21 protein-coding genes and 1 riboswitch are annotated in these 25,581 nt (G+C 73.7%); of the genes, 5 read left to right on the top strand and 16 right to left on the bottom strand.

Translation table 11 applies throughout. From position 1 onward, the window contains the following. Positions 1-19: 19 nt before the first annotated feature. Complete coding sequence (locus ACWD4O_RS29610) at positions 20-1,111, top strand: amidohydrolase family protein (RefSeq protein WP_451284456.1); 1,092 nt, start codon at positions 20-22, stop codon at positions 1,109-1,111. Between the two features lie 199 nt (positions 1,112-1,310). Next, positions 1,311-2,312, top strand: a complete 1,002-nt coding sequence (locus ACWD4O_RS29605) for an SCO1860 family LAETG-anchored protein (protein ID WP_451284454.1) — start codon at positions 1,311-1,313, stop codon at positions 2,310-2,312. A 38-nt stretch (positions 2,313-2,350) separates the two neighbouring features. On the opposite strand, the gene cobC is transcribed toward ACWD4O_RS29605, so the two are convergent. From cobC to cobM, 6 genes are read right to left on the bottom strand one after another with little or no spacing between them, the layout of a single operon-like run. After that, a complete protein-coding gene (gene cobC / locus ACWD4O_RS29600; RefSeq protein ID WP_451284634.1) occupies positions 2,351-3,481 on the bottom strand; it encodes an Rv2231c family pyridoxal phosphate-dependent protein CobC in 1,131 nt (376 codons plus the stop codon). Further along, complete coding sequence (locus ACWD4O_RS29595) at positions 3,471-4,409, bottom strand: sirohydrochlorin chelatase (RefSeq protein WP_451284452.1); 939 nt, start codon at positions 4,407-4,409, stop codon at positions 3,471-3,473. Before ACWD4O_RS29595 ends, cobC begins: the two co-directional genes overlap by 11 nt. Next, positions 4,406-4,993, bottom strand: a complete 588-nt coding sequence (locus ACWD4O_RS29590) for a precorrin-8X methylmutase (protein WP_451284450.1) — start codon at positions 4,991-4,993, stop codon at positions 4,406-4,408. The genes ACWD4O_RS29595 and ACWD4O_RS29590 overlap by 4 nt, the downstream gene beginning before the upstream one ends. Further along, positions 4,990-6,702 carry a precorrin-3B C(17)-methyltransferase gene (gene cobJ / locus ACWD4O_RS29585; protein ID WP_451284448.1) on the bottom strand — a complete coding sequence of 571 codons (1,713 nt, stop codon included), beginning with the start codon at positions 6,700-6,702 and terminating at the stop codon, positions 4,990-4,992. The genes ACWD4O_RS29590 and cobJ overlap by 4 nt, the downstream gene beginning before the upstream one ends. Beyond that, positions 6,699-8,000, bottom strand: a complete 1,302-nt coding sequence (gene cbiE, locus ACWD4O_RS29580; protein WP_451284447.1) for a precorrin-6y C5,15-methyltransferase (decarboxylating) subunit CbiE — start codon at positions 7,998-8,000, stop codon at positions 6,699-6,701. Before cbiE ends, cobJ begins: the two co-directional genes overlap by 4 nt. After that, entirely contained in the window at positions 7,997-8,815 is an 819-nt protein-coding gene (gene cobM, locus ACWD4O_RS29575; RefSeq protein WP_451284445.1) for a precorrin-4 C(11)-methyltransferase, read from the bottom strand. The genes cbiE and cobM overlap by 4 nt, the downstream gene beginning before the upstream one ends. Positions 8,816-8,924: 109 nt before the next feature. Between cobM and ACWD4O_RS29570 the strand changes: the two genes are divergently transcribed. After that, complete coding sequence (locus ACWD4O_RS29570) at positions 8,925-9,653, top strand: ZIP family metal transporter (RefSeq protein ID WP_451284443.1); 729 nt, start codon at positions 8,925-8,927, stop codon at positions 9,651-9,653. Positions 9,654-9,679: 26 nt separating this feature from the next. On the opposite strand, the gene cobI is transcribed toward ACWD4O_RS29570, so the two are convergent. From cobI to ACWD4O_RS29520, 10 genes are all read right to left on the bottom strand, one after another. Continuing rightward, positions 9,680-10,441, bottom strand: a complete 762-nt coding sequence (gene cobI, locus ACWD4O_RS29565) for a precorrin-2 C(20)-methyltransferase (RefSeq protein WP_451284442.1) — start codon at positions 10,439-10,441, stop codon at positions 9,680-9,682. Further along, complete coding sequence (locus ACWD4O_RS29560) at positions 10,426-11,811, bottom strand: cobyrinate a,c-diamide synthase (RefSeq protein WP_451284440.1); 1,386 nt, start codon at positions 11,809-11,811, stop codon at positions 10,426-10,428. Before ACWD4O_RS29560 ends, cobI begins: the two co-directional genes overlap by 16 nt. A gap of 7 nt (positions 11,812-11,818) precedes the next feature. Beyond that, positions 11,819-12,418 carry a cob(I)yrinic acid a,c-diamide adenosyltransferase gene (cobO, locus tag ACWD4O_RS29555; protein WP_451284438.1) on the bottom strand — a complete coding sequence of 200 codons (600 nt, stop codon included), beginning with the start codon at positions 12,416-12,418 and terminating at the stop codon, positions 11,819-11,821. Beyond that, positions 12,418-14,424: a putative cobaltochelatase gene (locus ACWD4O_RS29550; RefSeq protein ID WP_451284436.1), complete on the bottom strand. Its 2,007-nt coding sequence runs from the start codon at positions 14,422-14,424 to the stop codon at positions 12,418-12,420. Before ACWD4O_RS29550 ends, cobO begins: the two co-directional genes overlap by 1 nt. Then, positions 14,421-18,074, bottom strand: coding sequence for a cobaltochelatase subunit CobN (gene cobN / locus ACWD4O_RS29545; RefSeq protein WP_451284435.1), 3,654 nt, complete (start codon positions 18,072-18,074; stop codon positions 14,421-14,423). Before cobN ends, ACWD4O_RS29550 begins: the two co-directional genes overlap by 4 nt. Further along, complete coding sequence (locus ACWD4O_RS29540) at positions 18,071-19,582, bottom strand: cobyric acid synthase (RefSeq protein ID WP_451284433.1); 1,512 nt, start codon at positions 19,580-19,582, stop codon at positions 18,071-18,073. The genes cobN and ACWD4O_RS29540 overlap by 4 nt, the downstream gene beginning before the upstream one ends. Next, entirely contained in the window at positions 19,579-20,544 is a 966-nt protein-coding gene (locus ACWD4O_RS29535) for a cobalamin biosynthesis protein (protein WP_451284431.1), read from the bottom strand. Before ACWD4O_RS29535 ends, ACWD4O_RS29540 begins: the two co-directional genes overlap by 4 nt. Before the next feature lie 101 nt (positions 20,545-20,645). Beyond that, positions 20,646-20,786: riboswitch (cobalamin riboswitch) on the bottom strand. 160 nt (positions 20,787-20,946) lie between these two features. Then, the gene (locus ACWD4O_RS29530; protein WP_450950667.1) at positions 20,947-21,168 is read right to left on the bottom strand and encodes a hypothetical protein; all 222 of its coding nucleotides are present in this window, start codon (positions 21,166-21,168) and stop codon (positions 20,947-20,949) included. A gap of 34 nt (positions 21,169-21,202) precedes the next feature. Further along, the gene (locus ACWD4O_RS29525) at positions 21,203-22,426 is read right to left on the bottom strand and encodes an anion permease (protein ID WP_451284429.1); all 1,224 of its coding nucleotides are present in this window, start codon (positions 22,424-22,426) and stop codon (positions 21,203-21,205) included. 153 nt (positions 22,427-22,579) lie between these two features. Then, positions 22,580-23,344, bottom strand: a complete 765-nt coding sequence (locus ACWD4O_RS29520) for a lysozyme (RefSeq protein ID WP_451284427.1) — start codon at positions 23,342-23,344, stop codon at positions 22,580-22,582. A gap of 176 nt (positions 23,345-23,520) precedes the next feature. On the opposite strand from ACWD4O_RS29520, the gene ACWD4O_RS29515 reads away from it, so the two are divergent. Both ACWD4O_RS29515 and ACWD4O_RS29510 read left to right on the top strand, forming a co-directional pair. After that, a complete protein-coding gene (locus tag ACWD4O_RS29515) occupies positions 23,521-24,252 on the top strand; it encodes a class II aldolase/adducin family protein (protein WP_451284425.1) in 732 nt (243 codons plus the stop codon). 123 nt (positions 24,253-24,375) lie between these two features. Further along, a complete protein-coding gene (locus ACWD4O_RS29510; RefSeq protein ID WP_451284424.1) occupies positions 24,376-25,539 on the top strand; it encodes an alpha/beta hydrolase family protein in 1,164 nt (387 codons plus the stop codon). Positions 25,540-25,581 lie beyond the last annotated feature (42 nt).

Below are 25,581 nucleotides of genomic sequence, written 5' to 3'. Positions count from 1 at the left end.
GGTCACTAGGGTGCGGTGCATGAGCGTTCACGCGGTGCTGCATGTGAAGGGCCGGGTGCTGGCCGGGCCCGACGACGTCCGCGACGAGCTGTGGGTCGTCGACGGGCGGATCTCCTACGACCGTCCCGTCGGCGCCCGCGACGTCCGGACCGTCGCGGGCTGGGCGCTGCCCGGCCTGGTCGACGCCCACTGCCATGTGGGTCTCGGGCCGCACGGGCCGGTCGAGCCGGGCGTCGCCGAGAAGCAGGCGCTGACCGACCGCGAGGCGGGCACCCTGCTGATCCGGGACGCCGGCTCGCCCTCGGACACCCGCTGGGTCGACGACCGCGCGGACCTCCCGAAGATCATCAGGGCGGGCCGGCACATCGCGCGCACCCGCCGCTACATCCGCGGCTTCGCGCACGAGATCGAGCCCGACGACCTGGTTGCCTACGTCGCCCGGGAGGCCGAGCGCGGCGACGGCTGGGTCAAGCTGGTCGGCGACTGGATCGACCGCGAGGCCGGCGACCTGACCCCCAGCTGGCCCCGGGAGGCGGCCGCGGCGGCCATCGCCGAGGCCCACCGCCTCGGTGCGCGCGTCACCGCCCACTGCTTCGCCGAGAACTCGCTGCGCGACCTGGTCGAGTCCGGCATCGACTGCATCGAACACGCCACGGGCCTGACGGAGGATCTGATCCCGCTGTTCGTCGAGCGCGGCGTCGCGATCGTCCCCACCCTCGTGAACATCGCGACGTTCCCGCACCTCGCGGCGGGCGGCGAGGCCAAGTTCCCGAACTGGTCGGCCCATATGCGCCGGCTCCACGAGCGCCGATACGACACCGTCCGCGCCGCCTACGACGCCGGCATCCCGGTCTTCGTCGGCACGGACGCCGGCGGCACGCTGCCGCACGGCCTGGTCGCCGCGGAGGTCGCGGAACTGGTGACGGCGGGCATCCCGCCGCTGGAGGCGCTCTCGGCGACCACGTGGGGCGCCCGCGAGTGGCTCGGACGCCCCGGTCTCGACGAGGGCGCCCCGGCGGACCTCGTCGTCTACGAGACGGACCCGCGCGCGGACGTGGGCGTGCTCGCGGCGCCCCGCCGGGTGGTCCTCAACGGGCGGGTGGTGGGCTGAGGGCCAGTGTCGGCGGGCCCAGGTCGGTGGGCCGAGGACCGTCGGGCGTGCGGGGTTGTGGAGAACGTACGTGCTGCGAGATTCGAAGATGTGCACGGAAAACTCACGTTGGAGTGAACTCGCGTCAGGCTGCTGACCGTTCACCCTTCGTACGCGATTCTTGCGGGGTCCCGAAGCGTCTCTTCTGGGGGTCCCACCCTTGAACGGCAACACCTTCCGCATGCCCGCACGCGCCCGTACCCGGCGCGTCGCCGCCGTGGCGGCGGCCACGGCCCTGGCCGCAGGTCCCGCGGCCCTGGCCGGCGCGGGCACCGCCCACGCGACCGACGGCCAGGGCCGCGCGAGCGCGTCCGTCCTGCGCACCGGCCTGGACGTGGCCCTGCTCAACAAGACCGTCGACGTCCCGCTCGCCGTCGCCCTCAACGAGGTGCAGGCGCCGCAGAGCGCCGAAAAGACCGCGCTGACGGCCGAGTTGAAGGGCGTCGACGGCGGAAAGCCCTTCAGCGTCCTGCGCGCGGACGTCGCCGAGGCCAAGGCGACGGTCGACGCCACGAAGGCCGAGGCCTCCACCCGCCTCGCTCACGCCAAGCTGCATGTCCCCGGCCTCCCGCTGCTCTCCCTCATCGAGGTCGGCGCCGTCACCTCGAAGGCGACCTGCGAGGCGGGCAAGGCCCCGGTCGCCGCCGCCAACCTGCTCGGCTCGGTGACGGTCCTGGGCAAGAAGGTCTCGGTGAGCGCGGGCGGCACGACGGATGTGAAGGTGCCGGGCGTGGGAGAGGTCCGCCTGGACCTCTCCAAGCGGGAGACCACCACGCGCACGGCCGCCGCCACCGCCCTCGAACTCACCGTCTCCGTCGACCCGTTGAGCCTCAACGTCGCCGAGGTCACCGGCACCCTGACCCTGGCGAGGGCCACCTGCGAGACACCCCCGGTGAAGGAACAGGAACAGGAACAGGAACACGGGCCGGAGCAGGAACAGGAGCCGGAGCAGGAACAGGAGCCGGAGCAGGAACAGACGCAGGAGCAGGCCGCCGAGCCGGGAGCCGCCCCCGCCGGTGACGTCAAGGCCCAGGCCGCGCCCGCCCAGGCGGACCTGGCGCAGACCGGCGGCAGTTCGGCGACCCCGTACATCGCGGGCGGCGCGGCGGCGCTGCTGCTCGCGGGCGGGGGAGCGGTGGTACTGGCCCGCCGCCGAGGCTGACCGCCGAGGCTGACCGCCGAGGCTGACCGCCGAGCTCCTCACGCCCGAGTCAGCGCCAGGGCCTGGTCCAGCGCCTGAAGGAACCGGTTCACCGTCGCCCGGTCCCGGACCGCCAGCCGCAGCCACTCCTCGTCCAGCCCCGGGAAGGTGTCCCCGCGCCGGACCGCGAACCCCAGGTTGCGCAGCTGCCGGCGGACGGCGGCGGCCCGGGGCAGCCGTATGAGGACGAAGGGGCCGTCGGCCGGTCCCACGACCCGCACCCCGTCGGCGGCGAACTCCTCGAGACCGGCGACGAGATGCGCCCGGTCGGCGGCGACCCGGTGCGCCGCGTGCGCGGCCTCCGCCAGCGCCCGCGGCGCCACGCACGCCTCCGCCGCCGCGAGCGCCGGCGTGGACACCGGCCACAGCGGCTGCGCCCGCTCCAGCTCCTCGATCGTCTCCGGCGCGGCGAGGACGTAGCCGATCCGCAGCCCCGCCAGCCCCCAGGTCTTCGTCAGGCTGCGCAGCACCACCAGACCGGGCACGTCCGTCCGCCCGGCGAGGGCCTCCCGCTCGCCCGGCACCGCGTCCATGAACGCCTCGTCGACCACCAGGGTCCGCCCGACCCGGGCCAGCCGCCGGATCGTCTCCGCCGGGTGGAGGACCGAGGTCGGGTTCGTGGGGTTGCCGATGACGACCAGGTCGGCGTCCTCGGGGACGGCCGCCGGGTCGAGCCGGAAGCCGTCCTCCTCCCGCAGCAGCACCCGGTCCACCGTGTGGCCGGCATCCCGCAGTGCCGCCTCGGGCTCGGTGAACTGCGGGTGCACCACGACCGGCCGACGGACCTTCAGGGCGCGGGCGAGCAGGACGAACGCCTCGGCCGCGCCCGCCGTCAGCAGTACCCGCTGCACCGGGAGTCCGTGCCGTGCCGCGACCGCCGCCCGCGCGGCCCGCCCGTCCGGGTAGGCCGCCAGGGAGCCGAGCGAGCCGGCGATGTGCTCGCGCAGCCAGGACGGGGGCGTGTTCGCGCGGACGTTGACCGCGAGATCGACCAACTCGGCACCGTCGTCCCGGACTTCCGAGTCCCCGTGGTGACGCAGGTCGTGTCCGGTGGTGTGCCCTGCGGTGTGTCCTGTCGGGTGCCCGGTGGTATGTCCTGTGGGGTGCTCGGCGGCGTGGTCAGTGGGCATGGGCGTGTCCGCCGTGGTGGTGCCCGTGATGCCCGTGATGGTCATGGTGGCCGTCGTCGTCCGGGTGGAAGTGCGGCTGCTGCGGCAGCCCCACCTTGTCCTCGAAGCCCGGCAGCGCGATCCGGTACACGCACGAGTCGCAGTTCATCCGCAGATCGCCCTTGACGGCCTCCCGGTACCGCTCCATCACCAGGCCGAGCAGCTCCGGCTCGGGACCGATGACGTCCGCCGACCGCACCTCGACCTGCGGATGCGCGGCCGCCCACCCCTCGGTCTGCTGCCGCACCCGGTCCGGCAGGATCCCGGTGAACAGGAAGTACGGCAGCACGACGATCCGCCGCGCGCCCAGCTTCACGCACCGGTCGAGGCCGCTCGGCACGTCCGGCGCGGCCAGCGACACGAACGCCGTCTCCACGCCCGCGTATCCGCGCCCCTCCCACAGCAGCCGGGCGGCCTTGTGGACCTCGGCGTTGGCGTCCGGGTCCGTCGAGCCGCGCCCGACCAGCAGCACGGTGACGTCGGCCAGGTCGTCCGGCGTGCGCCCGACGGTGCCCAGCGCCTCCTCCAGCCGTCGCTCCAGCACGTTCAGCAGCGCCGGGTGCGGGCCCAGCGGACGGCCGTAGGTGTAGGAGATCCCCGGGTGCCGTTCCTTCTCGCGGGAGAGGGCGGCCGGGATGTCCCCCTTGGCGTGTCCGGCGGACACCAGCATCAGCGGGACGGCGGCGAACCGCCGTACGCCGCGCTCCACCAGCTCCGTCACGGCGTCGCCCAGCGGCGGCGGGGACAGCTCGATGAAGCCGCCCGCCACGGGCAGTTCGGGGTGGCGGCGCCCGAGCTCCCGTACGAAGTCGCGGAACGCCTCGGCTCCGGCCTCGTCCCGGGTGCCATGGCCGGCGATGAGCAGGGCGGGCGGGGGCGGGGTGGTCACGGTTTCTCCTCGGTGGAAACGGGGTGGTACAGCAGGGCGTTGAGCGCGGCGGCGGCGACCGCCGAGCCGCCCTTCTCGGACACGTTGCTCACGGCGGGCAGCCCGCTCTCGCGCAGCGCGGCCTTGGACTCGACCGCGCCGACGAAGCCGACGGGCAGGCCGATGACGAGTGCGGGGGCAGCGTCGAGCGTCAGCAGCTCCTCCAGTGCGGTCGGCGCGTTGCCGATCACCCAGAGGGCGCCGGGGCCGACCTGTTCGTAGGCGAGCCGGATCGCGTGCGCCGAACGGGTCAGCCCCGGCCCGGCCACGGCGTCCTTGAGACGGCAGACGGTCTCCCGCCGGGTGATCCCGGCGCCCACCATCTCGACGTCCACGACCACGGGCGCCCCGGCGTGCAGCGCGGTGTGCGCCTTCGCCAACTCGTCCTCGTCCAGGACGAGATCGCTCGCGTACTCGAGATCGGCGGCGGAGTGGACGACCCGCTCGACCACCGCCCGGGTCAGCGGCGCGAAGTGCGAGGTGTCCAGGCGGGCGCGCAGCCGCCGGTAGGACTCCACCTCGATCGGATGCACCACACGGTTCACCGGGCCTCCTCGGAGTCGGTCTGCCAGCGGTAGCCGCGCGGGGTCACCATGCGTCCCGCGATGTCCCGGGTCGCCGTGTTGCCGACGGTCACGACGGTCATCATGTCGACCCACGCCGGGTCGAGCTCGGCGAGCGTGGTCAGCCGGCTGGTGCCGTCCGGCCGGGAGGCGTTGCGCACGACGCCCACCGGCGTCGTCGGCTCCCGGTGCTCGGCGAGGATCGACAGCGCCTTGGGGAGCTGCCAGTCGCGGCCCCGGGAGCGGGGGTTGTAGAAGGTGACGACGATGTCCGCCTCGGCCGCCGCCCGCACCCGCCGCTCGATGACCTCCCACGGGGTGTGCAGATCGGACAGGCTGATGGACACATGGTCGTGGCCGAGCGGCGCACCGAGGATCGCCCCGGCCGCGAGCGCGGCCGTCACGCCCGGCACGCCCACCACGTCGATGTCGTCGGACGCTTCGGCGAGCGCGGGGGAGGCCATCGCGTACACGCCCGCGTCCCCGCTGCCGATCAGCGCGACGGCCTGTCCGCGCCGGGCCTCCTCGACGGCCGTCCGGGCCCGCTCCTCCTCGGCCCCGAGCCCCGACTCCAGGATCCGGGTGCCGGGCCGCAGCAGATCGCGGATCTGGTCCACGTACTGGTCGAGCCCGACGAGCACCGAGGCCCGCTCCAGCTCCGCCTTCGCGCGCGGGGTGAGCAGGTCCCGCGCGCCGGGCCCGAGCCCGACCACCGCGAGCCGCCCGCGCCCCGGCCGCCGTACGACGGCACAGGTGGCCATCGCCGGCTGCCCGTCCGTCCGCTGCGACTTCCGCTTGGGGACGAGGAGTTCACCGCCGCGGGCGAGGGCGGAGGCCTCGGCGACGGACGGGGTGCCGACGGCGGCGAGCGGCGCGGCGGACGCGTTCGGCACCTCGACGCCGGCCAACTCCTCGGCGGAGTACGTCACCACGGGCACCCCGAGCCGCGCGGCGGCCTCGACGATGCCGGGCTCGTCGCGCTTGGCGTCCACGGTGGCGAGCTCGGCGAGACTGCGGACGGACAGTCCCGCGTCCCGCAACGCGCCCTCGACCAGAGCGAGCACCTCGCCGACCGGAGCACCCTTGGACGCGCCGACCCCCACGACCAGGGACGGCGGACGCAGCAGCACCTCCCGAGCACCGGGCTCGACGGCCCGGTCCGTCAGCCGCACGGTGTACGCCCCGCGCTCCGCGAACGGCACCGGCGGCAGCGGCCACGGCGTCTCGGCGTCCAGCGCGACCGGCTCCCCGTCCAGCAGGGCCCGCGTCACGCCGGCCACATCGCCCTCCACCGGGAGGCCGAGGGTGTCCAGGCCGGGGATGCCGACGGCGTCCGTGGCCGTGGTCACCACGGGCTCCGCGCCCAGCAACCCGCCCACGGCGAGGGCGAGTTCATTGGCGCCGCCCTCGTGCCCGCCGACCAGCGAGACGGCGAACCGCCCGGCCTCGTCGACGCACACCACACCCGGGTCGGACGCCTTGTCGGACAGCAACGGCGCGACGAGCCGTACGACGGCCCCCGTCGCCAGGAAGCACACGAGCTGCTCGCACTCCGCGAACGCCCGCCGTACGGCGTCCCCGACGCCCTCGTAGGCGCGGCCGTCGTACACGCGGGTGCGGTCCGGCCACGCCGCGGCCAGCCGGTCGCGTGCCGCCGCCCCCGCCGCGGTAGCGGAAATGAGGCCGATCACTGAGCAACTCCTTCTCGATCAACTTCTCGATCAACTTCTCGATCAAATTCTCGATCAACGGGTTCTGTGTCCACGGGGCTTCTGGCGCCCCACAACAGGAACACGGGATTGGTGGCCGCGAGCCGGGTCACGTCGCCCGGCAGCGGCGCGAGCCGCGAGGACTGCAGCAGCACCCCGTCGCAGCCGAACCCGGCCGCGGCGAGCGCGCCGCGCACCGCGGGCACCCGGTCCAGCGCGGCCATGGCGACCACGACGGTCCGCCGGGCCCGCCGCGCGCACGCGGCGACGATCTCGGGCAGCTCGCGCCCCCCGCCCCCGACGAACACGGCGTCGGGATCGTCGAGTTCGGCGAGCGCGTCCGGCGCGGCGCCATGGACGACATGCACGTCGAGGCCGTGGGCCAGGGCGTTGGCCCTGACCCGTCCGACCCCGTCCGCCGCCTTCTCGACCGCGCTGACGGCGGCGCCGAGCCGTGCGCACTCCACGGCCACGGACCCCGACCCCGACCCCACGTCCCAGACCAGATCGCCGACGCGCGGCCCGAGCCTGGCCAGGGCCAGCGCCCGCACCTCGAACTTGGTGATCATCGAGTCGCGGTGGGCGAAGTCGCCCTCGTCCAGCGCCCACCCGGCCGGCCGGTCGCCGCCCCCGGCCCCGGCCAGCGTCCGCACGGGACCGAGCACGCGCGTCTCGTCCAGGCACAGGACGACGCTCACCGCCGTCCCCCAGTCGCGGGCCGCCGCGTCGGCGGGGGAGACCCGCTCGACGCGCTCGCGCTCCGGGTCGCCGAGAGCCGAGGCGACCACGAGCACCCGCCCGGGCGCGCTACGGGCGAGGGCGGCCCCCAGCTCGGCGGGCCCGGCCCCCGGCCCGGTGAGGACGGCGACCTTCGGATGCGCCCGGCAGACGTTGACGGCCGTCCGCGGATCCCGCCCGTGCGCACTGACGACGACGGCGTCCTCCCAGGTCAGCCCGAGCCGCGCGAAGGCGGCGGCCACGGAGGAGACCCCGGGCCGCACCTCCAGCCGCGCCGCCCCGAACCGCTCGGCCAGCGCCCGCACGATCCCGAAGAACCCGGGGTCGCCCGAGGCCAGCACGACCACGGCACGGTCCTTCGCGTCGTACTCCTCGATCGTGTCGAGGGCGGGAGCGAGCGGGCCGAGGACGATCCGCTCGGCGCCCTCGGGGACCCGCACGGCGTCCAGATGCCGCCGTCCGCCGACGACCAGCTCCGCGCCGGTCAGCTGCTCCGGGCCGGGCGGGGCGGCGCCTGTGCCGGTCCCGATGACCGTGATCACGTACTGGCACCCCGCTCGCGCAGCGCCCGCCGGGCCTCCGGGTCGGCCTTGCGATAGCCGTGGAAGTGACCGGGGTGGTAGAGGTGCGAGCGGGTGCCGTGCGCGTCGAGGGCCGGGCCGACCAGGAAGAGGGTGTGCTTCCAGAGCTTGTGCTCCTTGACCGTCTCCTCCAGCGTCTCGATCGTGCACTTCACGACCAGCTCCTCCGGCCAGGTCGCCTGATAGGCGATGACGACCGGGGTGGTCGTCGGATAGCCGCCCTCCAGCAGCTCGCGCACCAGTTGCCCGCTGCGGGCGGCCGACAGGAAGATCGCCATGGTCGTGCCGTGCCTGGCGAACTCCCGCACCTCCTCGCCCGGCGGCATCGGCGTCTTGCCGCCGCCGAGCCGGGTCAGGACGACGGACTGCGCGACCTCGGGGATCGTCAGCTCCCGCTGGGCGAGCGCCGCGACGGCCGAGAAGGAGGAGACGCCGGGGACGATCTCGGTGTCGACGCCGATCTCCCGGCACCGGTCGAGCTGCTCCTGGGTACCGCCCCACAGGGCAGGGTCGCCGGAGTGGATACGGGCGACCCTGAGCCCCTCCCGCCGGGCCCGCTCGTACACGGCGACGACGTCCTCCAGGGACATGGTCGCCGAGTCCAGGATCTCCGCACCCTCGCGCGCGTGTTCGAGAACCTCCGCCTGGACCAGGCTCGCGGCCCAGATCACGACGTCGGCCTCCGCGATGGCACGCGCGGCACGGAACGTCAGCAGGTCGGCGGCGCCGGGGCCGGCACCGACGAAGGTCACCTTGCCGGTGGGGGCATCGGCCATGGATTCGGGTCCTCTCTGGCGGATCACAACGGGTCGCAACGGGTCGTAACGGATGTCAGGGCCGTGGCCGGATGTGCACAATCGGGGGTTCATCGGATAGCAAGGGCCTATGGCCGTCTTCGTCGCGCTCGGCGCGTTCCTCATGACGCTGGCCGGCGGCTGGACGGCACAACGCGTGACCGACCGCCGCCACCTGGTGCTGGGCCTGGCCGGCGGCCTGATGCTGGGCGTGGTCGGCCTGGACCTGCTGCCGGAGGCACTGGAGGCGGCCGGCACGGAGGTCTTCGGCGTACCGGCCGCACTGCTGCTCTTCGTGGCGGGCTTCCTGCTGGCCCATCTGGTGGAACGCCTGCTGGCGGTGCGCCAGGCCGCCCACGGCGCCGAAGAACACGACGGCCGGACCCCCGAGGTGGGCCTGACGGCGGCCGCGGCGATGGTCGGCCACAGCGCCATGGACGGCGTCGCGATCGGCGCGGCCTTCCAGGTGGGCGGCGGCATGGGCGCCGCCGTGGCGGTCGCGGTCATCGCCCACGACTTCGCCGACGGCTTCAACACCTACACGATCACGAGCCTCTACGGGAACGCCCGCCGCAAGGCGCAGGCCATGCTGGTCGCGGACGCGGCCGCCCCGGTCGTCGGCGCGGCCTCGACGGCCTTCGTCACCATCCCGGAGCAACTGCTCGGCGGCTATCTGGGCTTCTTCGGCGGCGCACTGCTGTACCTGGCGGCCGCCGAGATCCTCCCCGAGGCCCACCACGAACACCCCGCCCGCTCGACCGTGCTGTGCACGATCGCGGGCGCGGCCTTCATCTGGCTGGTGGTGGGCCTGGCCGCTTGAGACCCGGGCCCTCGCCTTCCCCGGTCTCACAGCTTGCCGCCCCGACCGCCGTCCCGCCGCGCGGGCGCGATGAGCGTCGAGAGATAGGGCAACGGCTCCCCGCCCAGTTCGTCGGCCGACCGAATGGATTCGTCCGCCAGCCCCAGCGCCGACCCCCACACGGCGTCCCCGAGCCGCCCGGTCTCCCGCAGCGCCTCGGCGACCTCGGCGGCCTGCCGCCCGAACTTGTACGCGACGACCGTCCCCGGCCCGGCGAGCGCGTCCTTCAGCACCGCCGACCCCGCGGTCACCGGCACCAGCGTCAACGGCTCGGTGCCCTCGGTCAGCACGGCGCCCGACCGCGCGGCGAGATCCTGCATGGCGGTGATGCCCGGGACGGTCTCGATCACGACCTCGGGCACCGCGTCCAGGATGGTCTGCGCGAGATAGGTGAACGTGGAGTACACGTTGGGGTCGCCGATGGTCGCGAAGGCGACGCTCCCGTGCTGCCGCAGCAACGTGGCGACCCGCTCCCCGGCGGCGTCCCAGGCGGCCTCCCGCCGCGCCCGGTCGGACCGCTCGTTCAGCGCGAACACGACCCGGACGACCTTGTCCTCGGGCACGTAGTGCAGAACCGTGGCCTCGGCCCGCCCCCGCTCACCGCTGTCCATCACGGGCACGACGACGACCTCGGCGGCCCGCAGCGCGTTCACGCCCTTGACGGTCACCAGCTCCGGATCCCCGGGCCCCACCCCGACCCCGACCAGCCTGCTGCCCACGCTGCTCCTGCTGCTCATGACGTCCGGCACCTCTCCACGAACCGACGGGCCACACCGGGCTCGGACGCCCAGTGCGTGTGCAGATAACTCGCGTGCACACCTTGTTGTACGAAGCCTTCGACCCGCCGCTCGGGGGTACGCACGCCCCACGCGGGGACCGCACCCGCCCCCGGCTCGACGACCGTCCGGTGGAACTCGTGCCCCCGCATCCGCGTCCCGGCCGGCGCCAGGACACTGTCGCTCACGGCGACGGCGTCCCGATAGCCGAGGGTGAGCCGTTCGGTCATCCGCGCGGTGGCGTCCAGCACGCCGCACATCGGCTGCCCGTCCAGCTCCCGGCACAGATACAGCAGGCCTGCGCACTCGGCGGCCACCGGCGCGCCGGACTCCGCGAGGGCGGCGACGGACTTGCGCAGGGGCTCGTTGGCGGACAGCTCGGCGGCGTACACCTCGGGGAACCCGCCCCCGACGACGAGCCCGGCGGCGCCCTCCGGGAGGGATTCGTCGCGCAGCGGATCGAAGGTGACGACTTCGGCGCCGGCGGCGGTGAGGAGTTCACTGTGCTCCGCGTAGGAGAAGGTGAACGCGGCACCTCCGGCAACGGCAACCAGGGGCCCTCGCTTCTCGACCAACCGAGTCGGGTGGCTGTGGGTGGGCGGGACGGGGGTCCAGGGGGCGGAGCCCCCTGGGAGGGGACCGGCAGCACGGGCAAGGGCTTCCAACGCGGTGAGGTCACACCCCTGGGACACCTGCGCACCCATCGCCGCGACGGAGTCGACCGCAGCCCCCTGCCGTTCGGCGACCGGAACCAGCCCGAGGTGCCGAGCAGGCGTGGACACCTGCGCAGCCCGCCGCAAGGCGCCCAGCACCGGCACCCCGGCCGACTCCAACGCCTCCCGCAGCAACTCCTCGTGCCGGTCCGAGGCGACCTTGTTCAGGATCACGCCCCCGACCCGCACCTCGGGATCCCAGGAAGCGAACCCGTGCACCAGCGCGGCGACGGACCTCGACTGGGACGACGCGTCGACCACCAGAACCACCGGCGCCCGCAGCAGCTTCGCGACCTGCGCGGTGGACGCCAGCTCACCCTCGCCCGCGGCCCCGTCGTACATCCCCATCACCCCCTCGACGACGGCGATGTCACACCCCCGCGCCCCGTGCAGGAACAGCGGCCCGACCAACTCCGGCCCGCACAGATACGCGTCGAGGTTCCGCCCCACCCGCCCGGTGGCGAGCGCGTGGTACCCGGGGTCGATGTAGTCCGGCCCGACCTTGTGCGGGGACACGGCGAGCCCCCGCGCGGCGAACGCGGCCATCAGCCCCGTGGCGACGGTGGTCTTGCCGCTGCCGGAGGACGGCGCGGCGATGACCAGCCGGGGAACGGAGAACGAGGAAGTCACGACTGATTCACCACTCGATACCCCGCTGACCCTTCTGACCGGCGTCCATGGGGTGCTTGACCTTGGACATGTCGGTCACCAGGTCGGCGTACTCGACGAGCTTCTCGGGCGCGTTCCGCCCGGTGACGACCACGTGCTGCGTCCCCGGACGGTCCCGCAGCACCGAGATCACCTCATCCGTGTCGACCCAGCCCCAGTGCATCGGGTACGCGAACTCGTCGAGCACATACAGCTTGTACGTCTCGGCGGCGAGGTCCCGCTTGACCTGCTCCCAGCCCTCGCGGGCCTTCTCCTCGTTGTCCATCTGGGAGTCGCGCTGGACCCACGACCACCCCTCGCCCATCTTGTGCCAGTCGACGGACCCGCCCTCGCCGGAGGCGCCCAGCACCCGCAGCGCGTTCTCCTCGCCGACCTTCCACTTCGCCGACTTGACGAACTGGAACACCCCGATGGGCCAGCCCTGGTTCCAGGCGCGCAGCGCCAGCCCGAAGGCGGCGGTCGACTTGCCCTTGCCGATGCCCGTGTGCACGACGACGAGCGGCCGGTTCCGTCGCTGACGCGTCGTCAGCCCGTCGTCCGGCACTGCACTCGGCTGTCCCTGCGGCATTACGCGGCCCTCCTCGAAGTCCCCTGAACGTCCCTGACCAGCCCGGCGATCGACTCCGCCCGCAGTTCGTCGAGCGTCACCGCGGTACCGCCCAGCTCACCCGCGACCTGCGCCGCGAGCCCCAGCCGCACCGGCCCCGACTCACAGTCGACGACCACCGACGCGACGCCCTCGGCGGCGAACAGCCGGGCCGCCCGCCCGGCCAGCGCGACCGGCTCGGGCCCACCGGTGGCCCGCCCGTCCGTGACCAGCACGACGAGCGCCCGCCGCGCGGGATCGCGCAGCCGCTCCACCCGCAGCACGTCATGCGCCTTGAGCAGCCCGGCGGCCAGCGGCGTCCGCCCGCCGGTGGGCAGCGACTCCAGCCGGACGGCGGCGGCGTCGACGGACGAGGTCGGCGGCAACGCGACCTCGGCCGCCGCCCCCCGGAACGTCACGAGCCCCACCTTGTCCCGCCGCTGATAGGCGTCGAGCAGCAGCGACAGCACCGCCCCCTTCACGGCGCTCATCCGCTGCCGGGCGGCCATCGACCCGGAGGCGTCCACGACGAACAGCACGAGGTTGCCCTCCCGTCCCTCCCGGGTCGCCTGCCGAAGATCGTCCCGCCGGATCACCAGCCCGCGCCCGGACCGGCCCCGCGCCCGCTGATGCGGCGCGGCGGCCTGCACGGTCGCCGCCAGGTGCAGCTTGGTGAGCGCCCCCCGCGGCCGCCGGGCCCCGGTGGTCCGCCCGTGCTCGGTCCGCGCCCGCGACCGTCGTCCGGCGGCCCCCTCGCCGATCCCGGGCACGCTCAGCACCTTCGTGCGGAACGGCTCGGCGGCCCGGACGGCGGACTGCTCCCCGGCGCCGGAGGGCTGCGGCTCTCCGCCCTCCCCGGCCTCGGGCCGCGCGGCGGTGTCCCCGCCCTCGGGGCCGTCCCCGTCCGACGGCGGCTGCCCGCCGTCCCCGCCGCCGGGCCCGCCGGGGTCGGGGTCGGGATCGGGGTCCTCGTCCTCGCCCGCGAACTGCTCCAGCGTCTCGTCGAGCTTGTCCTCGTCCATGCCGGGCGCGTCGAAGGGGTTGCGCCGCCGCCGGTGCGGCAGAGCCAGCAGCGCCGCCTGCCGGACGTCCTCGGCGAGCACGTCGGTCCGCCCGGCCCAGGCCGCCAGCGCGACCGCCGTCCGCGCCATCACGATGTCGGCGCGCATGCCGTCCACCTCGAAGGCCGCACAGGTCGCCGCGATCTGCCGCAGCGCCCCGTCGCCGAGCCGCACGGACGGCAACAGCTCCCGCGCCGCCACGATCCGCGCCCGCACGGCGGACTCCTCCTCGGCCCAGCGCGCCGCGAAGCCCTCCGGATCGTCGTCGTACGCGAGCCTCCTGCGCACCACCTCGACCCGCTGGTCGGGCTCCCGGGAGGCGGCCACCTCGACGGTCAGCCCGAACCGGTCGAGCAACTGCGGCCGCAGCTCGCCCTCTTCGGGGTTCATGGTCCCCACGAGCAGGAACCGCGCCGCATGCCGGACGGAGACGCCCTCACGCTCCACGTAGGAGGCGCCCATCGCGGCGGCGTCCAGCAGCAGGTCCACGAGGTGGTCGTGGAGCAGGTTGACCTCGTCGACGTACAGGATGCCGCGGTGCGCGTCGGCCAGCAGCCCCGGCTCGAAGGCCTTCACGCCCTCGGCGAGCGCCCGCTCGATGTCGAGCGCGCCGACCAGCCGGTCCTCGGACGCGCCGACCGGCAGCTCGACCATCCGGGCCGGCCGGGACTCGAACGCCCCCGGCTCGTGCGGCCCGTCCGGGCAGGCGGGATCGGGCGAGTCCGGATCGCAGGAGAACCGGCACCCGACGACGACGTCCAGCGTCGGCATCAGCGCCGAGAGCGCCCGCACGGCCGTGGACTTGGCGGTGCCCTTCTCGCCGCGCACCAGCACACCGCCGACCGCCGGGGACACGGCGTTCAACAGCAGCGCGAGCCGCAGATCGTCCTGGCCGACCACGGCCGTGAACGGGAACGGGGTACTCAACTGTCGCCCTCCAGATCGCCTTCGAGCTCCAGGTAGGTGGCGCGCAGCCGCTCCAGCGTGTCCGCGTCCGGCTCCGCCCACAGCCCGCGGTCGGCGGCTTCGAGGAGCCGCTCGGTGATGCCCCGCAGCGCCCACGGGTTGGACTTCTTCATGAAGTCCTGGTTCTCCGGGTCGAACACGTACTCGGCGCTGAGCTTCTCGTACATCCAGTCGTCCACGACCCCGGCGGTGGCGTCGTACCCGAAGAGGTAGTCGACGGTCGCCGCCATCTCGAAGGCGCCCTTGTAGCCGTGCCGGCGCATGGCCGCCATCCAGCGCGGGTTGACCACCCGCGCCCGGAACACCCGGTGCGTCTCCTCGCCGAGGGTGCGCGTCCTCACCTGGTCCGGCGTCGCCGAATCGCCCACGTACGCCTCGGGGTTGGCCCCCGTCAGATGCCGGACCATGGCGACCATGCCGCCGTGGTACTGGAAGTAGTCGTCGGCGTCGACGAGATCGTGCTCACGCGTGTCGACGTTCTTCGCCGCCACCGCGATCCGCTTGAACGCCGTCTCCATGTCCCCGCGCGCCGCCCGCCCGTCGAGCCCGCGCCCGTAGGCGTAGCCGCCCCAGACGGCGTACACCTCGGCGAGGTCGGCGTCGGAGCGCCAGTTGCGGGCGTCGATCAGCGGCAGCAGCCCCGCCCCGTACGCCCCCGGCTTGGAGCCGAAGATACGGGCCGTCGCGCGCCGCCGGTCGCCGTGCTCGGCGGCGTCCTCCTCGACGTGGGCGCGCACGAAGTTCCGGTCGACCGGCTCCTTCAGCTCGGCCACCGTCCGCACCGCGTCGTCGAGCAGCCCGACGACGTGCGGGAACGCGTCCCGGAAGAAGCCGGAGATACGGACCGTGACGTCGATGCGCGGCCGGCCCAGCTCCGCCAGCGGGACCACGTCGAAGCCGGTGACCCGGCGCGAGGCGTCGTCCCACACCGGGCGGCAGCCCAGCAGCGCCAGGATCTCGGCGATGTCGTCGCCCTGGGTGCGCATCGCGGACGTGCCCCACACCGTCAGGCCGACGGACTTCGGATACTCCCCGGTGTCCTGGAGGTAGCGCTGGACGAGGGAGTCGGCGAGCGCCTGCCCGACCTCCCAACTCAGCCGGGACGGAATGGCCTTGGGGTCGACGGAGTAGAAGTTGCGGCCGGTCGGGAGCACGTTGACCAGCCCGCGGGTCGGCGAGCCGGACGGGCCCGCCGGGACGTAACCGCCGTTCAGGGCCTTGAGGATGTGGTCGATCTCGTCGGTCGTCCGCGCGAGCCGCGGCACGACCTCGGTGCAGGCGAACTCCAACACCGCGACGGCGTCCGGGAGTTCGACCCCCACCACCTCACGCACCAGCGCGGGGACCGCGGCCGTCGCCCAGCCCCGCTCCTCCATGCCTTCCGCGAACCGGCGGCACAGCTGCTCCAGCAGGTCGATCGCGTCGGCCGCCGAACGGGCCGGACCCTCGACCAGGTCGGTCAGCTCCACCGGTGCCTTCACCGGCGCGCCCGGCTCGGCCAGCAGATCCTTCTCCACCAGGCCGAAGTGCTCGGCGAGACAGGCCCGCAGCCCCGGCAGGGCGTTTGCCGCGCCGCCCCACACCTGCGAGGCCCGCAGCACGGCCAGCACGAGGTTCACCCGCGCCTCGTCGACCGGACCGCCGCCGAGGATGTGCAGGCCGTCGCGGATCTGGACGTCCTTGATCTCGCACAGATAGCCGTCGATGTGCATGACGAACTCGTCGAAGGCCTCGTCGTCCGGCTGGTCGTCCACATGCAGGTCGTGGTGCAGCTCGGCCGCCTTCACCAGCGTCCAGATCTGCGCCCGCACGGCCGGGGCCTTGGTCGGGTCCAGGTCGGAGACGAGCGCGTACTCGTCGAGGAGCTGCTCCAGCTTGGCCAGGTCGCCGTAGGTGTCGGCACGCGCCATCGGCGGCACGAGGTGGTCGACGACCGTGGCATGCCCGCGCCGCTTGGCCTGGGTGCCCTCGCCGGGGTCGTTGACGATGAACGGGTAGATGAGCGGGAGTTCGCCGAGGACGGCGTCCGGGGCGCAGCCGCCGCTGAGCCCGAGCCCCTTGCCGGGCAGCCACTCCATCGTGCCGTGCTTGCCCATGTGGACGACGGCGTCCGCGCCGAAGGAGTTGTCGAGCCAGCGGTAGGCCGCCATGTAGTGGTGGGACGGCGGCATGTCGGGGTCGTGGTAGATCGCGATCGGGTTCTCGCCGAAGCCGCGCGGCGGCTGGATCATCACGACGACGTTCCCGAACTGGAGGGAGGCCAGCACGATGTCGTCCCCGTCGACGTACAGGTTGCCCGGCGGCTCGCCCCACGCCTCCAGCATCCCGCCGCGCAGCTCCGGGTCCAGCTGGTCGAACCAGGCCCGGTAGTCGGCGAGCGGCACCCGCGCGGGCGCGGCGGCCAGCTGCTCCTCGGTGAGCCATTCGACGTCGTGGCCACCGGCGTTGATGAGCCGGTGGATCAACTCGTCCCCGTTGTCGGGGTACTCGGTGAGCGAGTAACCGGCGTCCTTGAGCGCGTCCAGCACCCGGACCGCCGAAGCGGGCGTGTCGAGTCCGACCGCGTTGCCGACCCGCGAGTGCTTGGTCGGATAGGCGGTGAAGACGAGCGCCAGCTTCTTCTCGGCGTTCGGCGTGTGCTTCAACTGCGCGTGCCGTACGGCGATCCCGGCGACGCGTGCGGCCCGCTCGGGGTCGGCGACGTACACCGGAACGTCGTCCGGGCCCTGCTCCTTGAAGGAGAAGGGGACCGTGATCAGCCGGCCGTCGAACTCGGGGATGGCGACCTGCATGGCCGCGTCCATGGGGGACACGGCCGCGTCGGAGGCCATCCACGCGGCGTGCGACGACGTCAGGCACAGCCCTTGCAGTACCGGCACGTCGAGGTCGGCGAGCGCCCCGATGTCCCAGGCCTCCTCGTCGCCGCCGGCCGAGGCCTGCGAGGCGTGCGTACCGCCGGCGGCGAGGACGGTGGCGACCAGGGCGTCGGCCCGGCCGAGGATCTCGTACAGCGCGGGGTCCGCACCGCGCAGCGAACCGCAGTACACGGGAAGGGCGTTGGCGCCCTTCGACTCGATCGCGTCGCACAGGGTGTCCACGAAGCCGGTGTTGCCGCTGAGTTCGTGGGCCCGGTAGAAGAGCACGCCCACGGTCGGCCGCCCATCGACGAACGGCCGTTCCCCGTGCACGCCGTACTCCGGCATCTTCTGCGGCTCGACGAACCCCTCGCCGGTCAGCAGCACGGTGTCGGACAGGAACCGGGCCAGCTCGGTCAGGTTGGCGGGACCGCCCTCGACGAGATAGCGCAGCGCCTCCGCCACCACGCCGGCCGGTACGGACGACTCGGCCATCAACTCCGCGTCCGGCACGGTCTCGCCGCCCAGCAGCACGGTCGGGATGCCGGACGCCTTCAGCGCGGCGAGCCCGTCCTCCCAGGCCCGCTTCCCGCCGAGCAGCCGGACGACGGCGAGGTCGGCGCCGTCGAGCAGCGCGGGCAGCTCGGCGGCGACGTCGACGCGGGTCGGGTTGCCGATGCGGTACGCGGCGCTCGTGGCGGCCCGGGCCGCCAGCAGATCCGTGTCGGCGGTCGACAACAACAACACTGTGCTCATGCGGGCGCTCCCGGTGGAATGAAAGGCAGTCCTTGCGGCGCGCCCGACTCGATGAGCCGCCAGAGCGCGTCGGTGTCCGCGTGCTGTTCGATCAGGTCGCCGAGCCGGTCGAGCTGCTCCTCGCGCAGCCCGGCGAAAGAGGTGTCGGGGGCGGGCACGAACCGGCGGCCCGCGGCGGCCGCCACCTCGCGCAGAAACGCCCGCCGGAACCCGTCCGACTCCAGCGAGCCGTGCCAGTGCGTGCCCCAGGTCTGTCCGACCCGGCAGCCGTCCAGGAAGGGGGTTCCGCCCAGGATCTCGGCGACCCCGTGGTGGATCTCGTAGCCGTCGACCGTCTCGCCGAGGGCTTCGCCCACCGGCCTGGTGAGGGTCTTCTCCCGGGCGAACCGCACCCGGACGGGCAGCAGTCCGAGTCCGTCGACCCGGCCCCGGCGGCTCTCGACGTCGTCCTCGATGCGCTCGCCGAGGATCTGGAAGCCGCCGCAGATCCCGAGGATCGGCCGGCCCTCCGCCGCCCGGCGCAGCAGGGCCGCGGCCAGCCCGCGCTCGTGCAGCCACTCCAGGGCCCGGACCGTGCCCCGGGTGCCGGGCACGACGACGAGATCGGCGTCGGCGAGCTCCTCCGGCCGGTCCACGAACCGCACGACGACACCGGGTTCGGCGGCGAGCGCGTCCACGTCGGTGAAGTTGGACATGAGCGGTATCGCGCAGACGGCGACCCGCAGCACGTCCTCGCCGACGGGCGGGGCGGTGTTCGACTCACGCACGGTGCCGCGCAGCGAAACGCGCAGTCCGTCCTCCTCGTCGATCCCGAGCCCGTGCCGGAACGGCAGCACCCCGTAGGTCCGCCGCCCGGTGAGCCCGAGCAGCATGTCGAGCCCCGGCTCCAACAGGGAGACGTCGCCGCGGAACTTGTTGACGAGGAATCCGGCGACGAGCGCCTGATCCTCGGGGGACAGAAGCGCGACGGTCCCGAAGAAGGACGCGAAGACCCCGCCACGATCGATGTCACCGACGACGAGGACGGGAAGCCCGGCATTCCGGGCGATCCCCATGTTGACGATGTCGGTCCGCCGAAGATTGATCTCGGCGGGAGAGCCGGCCCCCTCACAGATCACCGCGTCATACGTGCCCCGCAACTCGGCGAGACAGTCGAGAACGGTTCCCAGGAGTTTCTGCTGCCGCCCCCCGTGATACCCACGGGCACTGAGCTCCCCGACGGGCTTCCCGAGCAGCACGACCTGACTGCTCTGCTCGCCGCCCGGCTTCAGCAGCACGGGATTCATGAGCGCGGTCGGCTCGACCCGGCAGGCCTGGGCCTGCATGGCCTGCGCCCGCCCGATCTCGGCGCCTTCCTTGGTCACGAACGAGTTCAGGGACATGTTCTGGGCCTTGAAGGGCGCGACCTTCACCCCCTGCCGCACCAGCCACCGGCAGATCCCGGCCGTGACGACACTCTTGCCGGCATCGGAGGTCGTGCCGGCCACCAGAAGACCGCCGCCCGTCATGAAGTACGCCCCTTCGCTTTCGCGTTCACCGTCGTGGCGAGGGTGCGCGCGGCGACGGTCACGCCGAGCGCGAGCAGACCGACCCGGCGGGAGAGCCGCGCGGCCCGTTCGATGTCCCGGGCGACGACGGGCCGCCCGGCCGCCCCGTTGAGCACGGGCCGGTGCTCGACCCGGCCGCCGTACGACAGGGTCCCGCCCAGCCGCACGCCGAGCGCCCCGGCGAACGACGCCTCGACGGGTCCGGCATTGGGACTGGGATGCCTGCCCGCGTCCGCCCGCCAGGCCCGAACGGCCCCGCGCGGATCGCCCCCGGCCACGGCGGCGAGCACAGCGGTCAGCCGAGCCCCCGGCCACCCGGCCAGGTCGTCGAGCCGAGCGGAGGCCCACCCGAAGCGCAGATATCTCGGCGACCGGTGCCCGACCATGGCGTCCAGGGTGTTGACGGCCCGGAACCCGACCAGCCCCGGCACCCCGCCGACGGCCCCCCACACCAGCGCCCCCACGACGGCGTCGGAGGTGTTCTCGGCGACGGACTCCACCACGGCCCGGGCGATCCCGTCCGCGTCCAGCGACTGCGGATCCCGCCCGCACAGATGCGGCAGCCGCTCCCGCGCGGCGTCGACGTCACCCGCTTCGAGGGCCCGCCCGATGCCCCGCGCCTCGCGGACGAGGGAGGAGCCCCCGACGACGGCCCAGGTGGCGGCGGAGGTGAGGACGACGGAGACGGCGGTGGAGGACCGTCCGCCGCGCGAGACGGCAGCCCCCAACGCGACGGCGCTCCCGGCGCACACGAGGGTGTGCAGAGCGCCCCACCCCCGATGGTCCCGCCACAACACCCGCTCCACGCCACCCGCGGCCCGCCCGAACGCGGCGACCGGATGCCCCCGGCGGGGATCGCCGAGGATCAGATCGCCGAGGAGGCCGGCGGCGGCGCCGTACGCGAAGACGCGATCGGCACGCACGGGCTCAGCCGGCCGTGGGGTCGGGCAGCGAACCGGTGCGGTACCTCAACGGCCCAGCGAGCATGGCGATATGTCCTCACTCAGGGTGTCCGCGCCCTGGTTCGACTAGACCGGCGGGGAGAGTTCCTGGCTCCCGGGGGCTTACTACCCCGGTGACAGTGGCGGGACCGCGCCGGATTCGCACCGGCTTCCTCTCCTACCGCCGTTGATGGCTCCGGCAGTCCACCACGGGCCCGGAACGGCCGTCAACTTGCCGTTGACCTGCACAGGGAGAGTGTGCAGAACCCCACACCGCTGCCACGACGGCCGTCACTCGCGCACGGCTCCCGGAGGAAAAAACGGACCGCCCCGTGCGGCTCCTCGCGAGAGCCGCACAGGGCGGTGAGTGCCGTCGGCCGGGCGTCAGACCACGATCAGCGAGATCCCGTAGGCCACCGCGGCCGCGCAGGCGACGAAGCACGCGTACGCGCCCGTCACCGCGAGGGTGGCCGAGCCGCCCTCCGCCGTTGCGCGTTCCTGCCGCGACAGACCCATGACGCCCAGGGTGAACAGAGCCACCAGGCCCACGGTGACCACGAGGCTGACGCCGAAGACGGAGCCCAGGGCCGCCCAGTCGATCTTCATGCTGTTTCTCTTCCTTCGTACCGGGTGCGCGGGCTCAGACGGCCGGGGCCGTGGGCTCGGTGGCCGTGGCGGTGGCGGAGGCGGTGGCGGCGGGGGACGGGATGGTGGCCGTCAGGCTGTCGGCGACCGGGGCCGCCGTCGGGATCGCCGCCGGCTCCTCCGTCCCGTTGACGTTCGAGGCGTCGATGACCTCGCGCCGCGAGATCTTCCAGATCGCCGCGCTGGAGGCCACCAGGAAGATCGCGACCACCGCGGTGCCCCAGTCGCCCAGGTCGGTCACGGACTCGGCCAGCGCACCCACCAGGGCCGCCGCCGGCAGCGTCAGGCCCCACGCGACGAACATCCGCGTCGCCGTCGACCAGCGGACCACTCCGCCCTTGCGGCCGAGCCCCGCGCCCATCACCGCACCGGAGACCGAGTGGGTGGTGGAGAGGGAGAAGCCGAGGTGGGAGGAGGCCAGGATGACCGTGGCCGCGCTGGTCTGGGCGGCGAAGCCCTGCTGTGGCTGGAGGTCGGTCAGGCCCTTGCCCATGGTGCGGATGATGCGCCAGCCGCCGAGGTAGGTGCCGAGCGCGATGGCGAGGCCCGCGGAGAGGATGACCCAGGTGGGCGGGTCCGAGTCGGGGGCCACGGCGCCGCCGGCCACGAGGGCGAGGGTGATGATGCCCATCGTCTTCTGCGCGTCGTTCGTGCCGTGGGCGAGCGAGACCAGGCCGGCCGAGGCGATCTGGCCGGCGCGGTAGCCCTTCGCCGCGGCCTTGCCGTCGGCCTTCTTGCCGAGGGTGTAGGAGAGGCGGGTCGCCAGAAACGCCGCGATGCCCGCGACGATCGGGGCCGCGATCGCCGGGATCAGGACCTTGGTGACCAGGGCGTCGCCGTGCACCGCGCCCATGCCGGCCGAGGCGATGGTGGCGCCGATCAGGCCGCCCATGAGGGCGTGCGAGGAGCTGGAGGGCAGGCCCACCAGCCAGGTCAGCAGGTTCCAGAGGATGGCGCCGACCAGGGCGGCGAAGATGACCTCGGGCCGGATGCCGGTCTCGTCGACGAGCCCCTTGGAGATCGTGTTGGCGACCTCCACGGAGAGGAACGCGCCGACGAGGTTGAGCACGGCGGACATGGCCACCGCGACCTTGGGTCTGAGTGCACCGGTCGAGATGGTCGTGGCCATCGCGTTGGCGGTGTCGTGGAAACCGTTCGTGAAATCGAACGCAAGTGCGGTTACGACCACAATCGCGAGGATCAGCGAGAAGCTTTCCATTTACCCAGGCATTCGTTCGAAGTAATCGGCCGGTTGAACGTAAGTAACCTGAATGAACGGAAGGTGAACTGGAGGGGGCTTGGTGGTGTCCAGTAGGGCAGGGGCGGGGCTCCGTTTCTTCCCTGTGCCGCCGGCGGCACAGACGCCGCACGGCTAGTCCCCTTGCGCGAAGCTCTGCAGCCGGTCGGCGGAGCCGTTGAAGAGATTCTGGTCACCCGGCAGGCTGCCGCTGTCGGCGTACTGCCAAAAGGTCCACGCCGACCATCCGGCCGGCAGGGCGCCCGCGTCGGCGGACCGGTAACGGGCGATCCACAGGGCGTGATCCGCGGCGAAGGCGCTGCTGCCGCCCGTGCAGAGGTTCCACCAGTGGGTCGTCGTGTAGATCACCGGGCGACGGCCGGTGAGCCGGTGCACCTCGTCGCTGAAGGCCCGGATCCAGGCCACCGTCTGCGCCTCGGTCAGGCCGTAGCACCTGTTCGAGCCGCCGTAGGGGTTGTACTCGATGTCGAGGGCGGGCGGCAGGGTCCGGCCGTCCGCGCTCCAGCCGCCGCCGTTGCCGACGAAGTGCGCGGCCTGCGCCTTGCCCGAGCCCTTGTCCGGCAGCGCGAAGTGGTACGCGCCGCGCAGCAGCCCGACCGCGCCGGCGCCCTCGTACTGCGCTTCGAAGTACGGGTTGCGGTAGGAGGTGGACTCGGTCGCCTTGACGTAGACGAACCCCGCCCCCGCGGCCTTCGCCCGCGGCCAGTCGACGGTCTTCTGGTGGGACGAGACGTCATGCCCCCTCGGCTGCTCCGCCGCACGGGCGGGCGCCTGGGCGAGCGCGGTCCCCGCGGCGGCGAGCGCCACGGCACAGGCCGCCCATGCGAGGCCGCGGCGACGCGAGGACGGCGTGGACAGCGAGGACGGCAAGGACGGCAAGGACGGCAAGGAGGGCGTGGACGGCGTGGGCGATGGAGCGTGGGCGCGAGCCATGATTCCCCCGGAACGGCGGCGTGCACGAAACGAAAACGAACCAGAGGCTAGAGGAAGATCCACGAATATCGGTGGGTGTTCGTCGATCTCCGGCCAAATCACCTCAAGAGGGGGAGTGCGGCATGGCTGAGCAGCGGCGCGAGCAGGAGGACGCCCGGGACTCCGGAGACGGCGCACGGGGTGCGGCGGAGCGGCCGCGGAGGCGTGCGGTCCCCGAGGAGGCCCGCGCCTGGGAGGCGCTCGTGACGACGGCCCGCCGCACCGTGACCGACGGACTGGTCGTCGGCACCTCCGGCAACGTCTCGGTGCGGGTCGGCGACACCGTGCTGGTCACACCGTCGGGCGTGCCCTACGACCGGCTCGCCCCGGACGACCTCACCGGCGTCGACCTCACCGGCCGTCAGGTGCTCGGCGGCCTGGTCCCGACCAGCGAACTGCCCATGCACCTCGCCGTCTACCGCGCCACCGACGCCGGCGCGGTCGTCCACACCCACGCGGTGCACGCCACGGCCGTCTCCACCCTCGTCACGGAGCTCCCCCGCGTCCACTACATGGCGGCCGCGCTCGGCGGACCCGTCCGGGTCGCCCCCTACGCCACGTACGGCACCGCGGAGTTGGCCGAGAACATGCTCCAGGCCCTTGCGGACCGCACCGGCTGCCTGCTGCAGAACCACGGCACGCTCACCTACGGCACCACCCTCGACCAGGCCTATGACCGCACGGCCCAACTGGAGTGGATGTGCCGCCTGTGGCTGACGGCCTCGTCGCTGCCCGGCCGGAACCCCACCCTCCTGACGGAGGAACAGGTGGCGCAGGCGGGGGAGCGGCTCCGGGGATACGGGCAGCGGCCCTGACCCTGCTCCCCACCGGCCCCGACCCTGCTGCCCACCGGCCCCGACCCTGCTGCCCACCGGCCCCCGTCACTCTCGCCGACCGCACCACTGGCCGCTCGCAGGGATGGCCAGGACACTGGACGCGTGCGCACTGTCAGAGCGACGGCCGCCGCCGTCACCGCAGCCCTGGCCGCCGGCGCGGCCGGCGTCGCCGTCGGCCGGTTCGCCAGCGACGCCGCCCTGAAGGCGCCGCCCGGCCGGCCGCTGCCCACCGAACCCCGGCTCACCGTGCACGGCACGGCCGCCGGACAGATCACCCTCACCCGCGACCTGGCCGCCCTGCGTCCCGGCACCTACGGGCTCTCCGGGAACGGCTCCCACGCGGTCGTCGGCGCCGTCCTGCCCACCGCCCCGCACTCCGCGGACACCGTCGTACGCCGCCTGGAACGCGTCACGCACGGCACCCTGAACCCCCGGGACGCGGTCTGGCTCACCCCGAACCTGCACATCGGCAACCCCGGCAGCGCCCTCGGCCTCGACCACGCCGACATCGACATCCCGGGCGAGCTGGGCAACCTGCCCGCCTGGTTCGTCCCCGGCGCCCGGCGCACCTGGGTGATCGCCGTGCACGGCCTGGGCACCACCCGGGAACACGCGCTGAACGTCATGGCCTTTCTGCACCGCCGCCGCTTCCCCGTGCTCGCCCTCGCCTACCGCGGCGACCTCGGGGCGCCCCGGTCCCCGGACGGTCTGAACCACCTCGGCGAGACCGAGTGGCGCGACCTGGACGCGGCGATGCGGTACGCCGTGCGCTACGGCGCCGAACGCATCGTCCTGCTCGGCTGGTCCACCGGCGCGACCATGGCACTGCGCGCCGCCGCCGACTCGGGGCTGCGCGACCTCGTCTCGGGGCTCGTGCTCGACTCCCCGGTCCTCGACTGGCGGGCGACGCTGCGGGCCCTCGCCGCCGCCCGGCACACTCCCGGCGCCCTGCTGCCGCTCGCCGTCCGGGCCGCCGAGGGGCGCACCAGCCTGCGCGGCAGCTACAGCGGCTCCCGCACCTCCGGCGGCTCCGGAGACCTCGGCGACGCGGCCGCCGATCCGGCCCGGCTGACGGTCCCGACCCTGATCCTGCACGGCCCCGACGACACCGTCGCCCCCTGGCGCGTCTCCCGTCGCCTCGCCGACCGCCGGCCCGACCTGGTCGCCCTGCACACCGTCCCGCACGCCCCGCACGGCGCCATGTGGAACGCCGACCCCGAGGCCTACGAGGAGGCCCTCCGCCGCTTCCTGACCCCCCTGATGTGACCCCCGCGGCGACCGCTCATGTGAGCCCGCGGCCGACGCGCC

Source organism: Streptomyces sp. NPDC002623 (assembly GCF_053592635.1).
This window is presented reverse-complemented; position numbering and strand designations above follow the sequence as displayed.

Coding starts and splice junctions, on each gene's coding strand:
- ACWD4O_RS29525 (WP_451284429.1), bottom strand. CDS start 22,426: ATGGAAAGCTTCTCGCTGATCCTCGCGATTGTGGTCGTAACCGCACTT.
- ACWD4O_RS29540 (WP_451284433.1), bottom strand. CDS start 19,582: ATGACGGGCGGCGGTCTTCTGGTGGCCGGCACGACCTCCGATGCCGGC.
- cobO (WP_451284438.1), bottom strand. CDS start 12,418: ATGCCGCAGGGACAGCCGAGTGCAGTGCCGGACGACGGGCTGACGACG.
- cobM (WP_451284445.1), bottom strand. CDS start 8,815: ATGGCCGATGCCCCCACCGGCAAGGTGACCTTCGTCGGTGCCGGCCCC.
- ACWD4O_RS29515 (WP_451284425.1), top strand. CDS start 23,521: ATGGCTGAGCAGCGGCGCGAGCAGGAGGACGCCCGGGACTCCGGAGAC.
- cobC (WP_451284634.1), bottom strand. CDS start 3,481: ATGCCCACTGACCACGCCGCCGAGCACCCCACAGGACATACCACCGGG.
- ACWD4O_RS29610 (WP_451284456.1), top strand. CDS start 20: ATGAGCGTTCACGCGGTGCTGCATGTGAAGGGCCGGGTGCTGGCCGGG.
- ACWD4O_RS29570 (WP_451284443.1), top strand. CDS start 8,925: ATGGCCGTCTTCGTCGCGCTCGGCGCGTTCCTCATGACGCTGGCCGGC.
- cobN (WP_451284435.1), bottom strand. CDS start 18,074: ATGAGCACAGTGTTGTTGTTGTCGACCGCCGACACGGATCTGCTGGCG.
- ACWD4O_RS29530 (WP_450950667.1), bottom strand. CDS start 21,168: ATGAAGATCGACTGGGCGGCCCTGGGCTCCGTCTTCGGCGTCAGCCTC.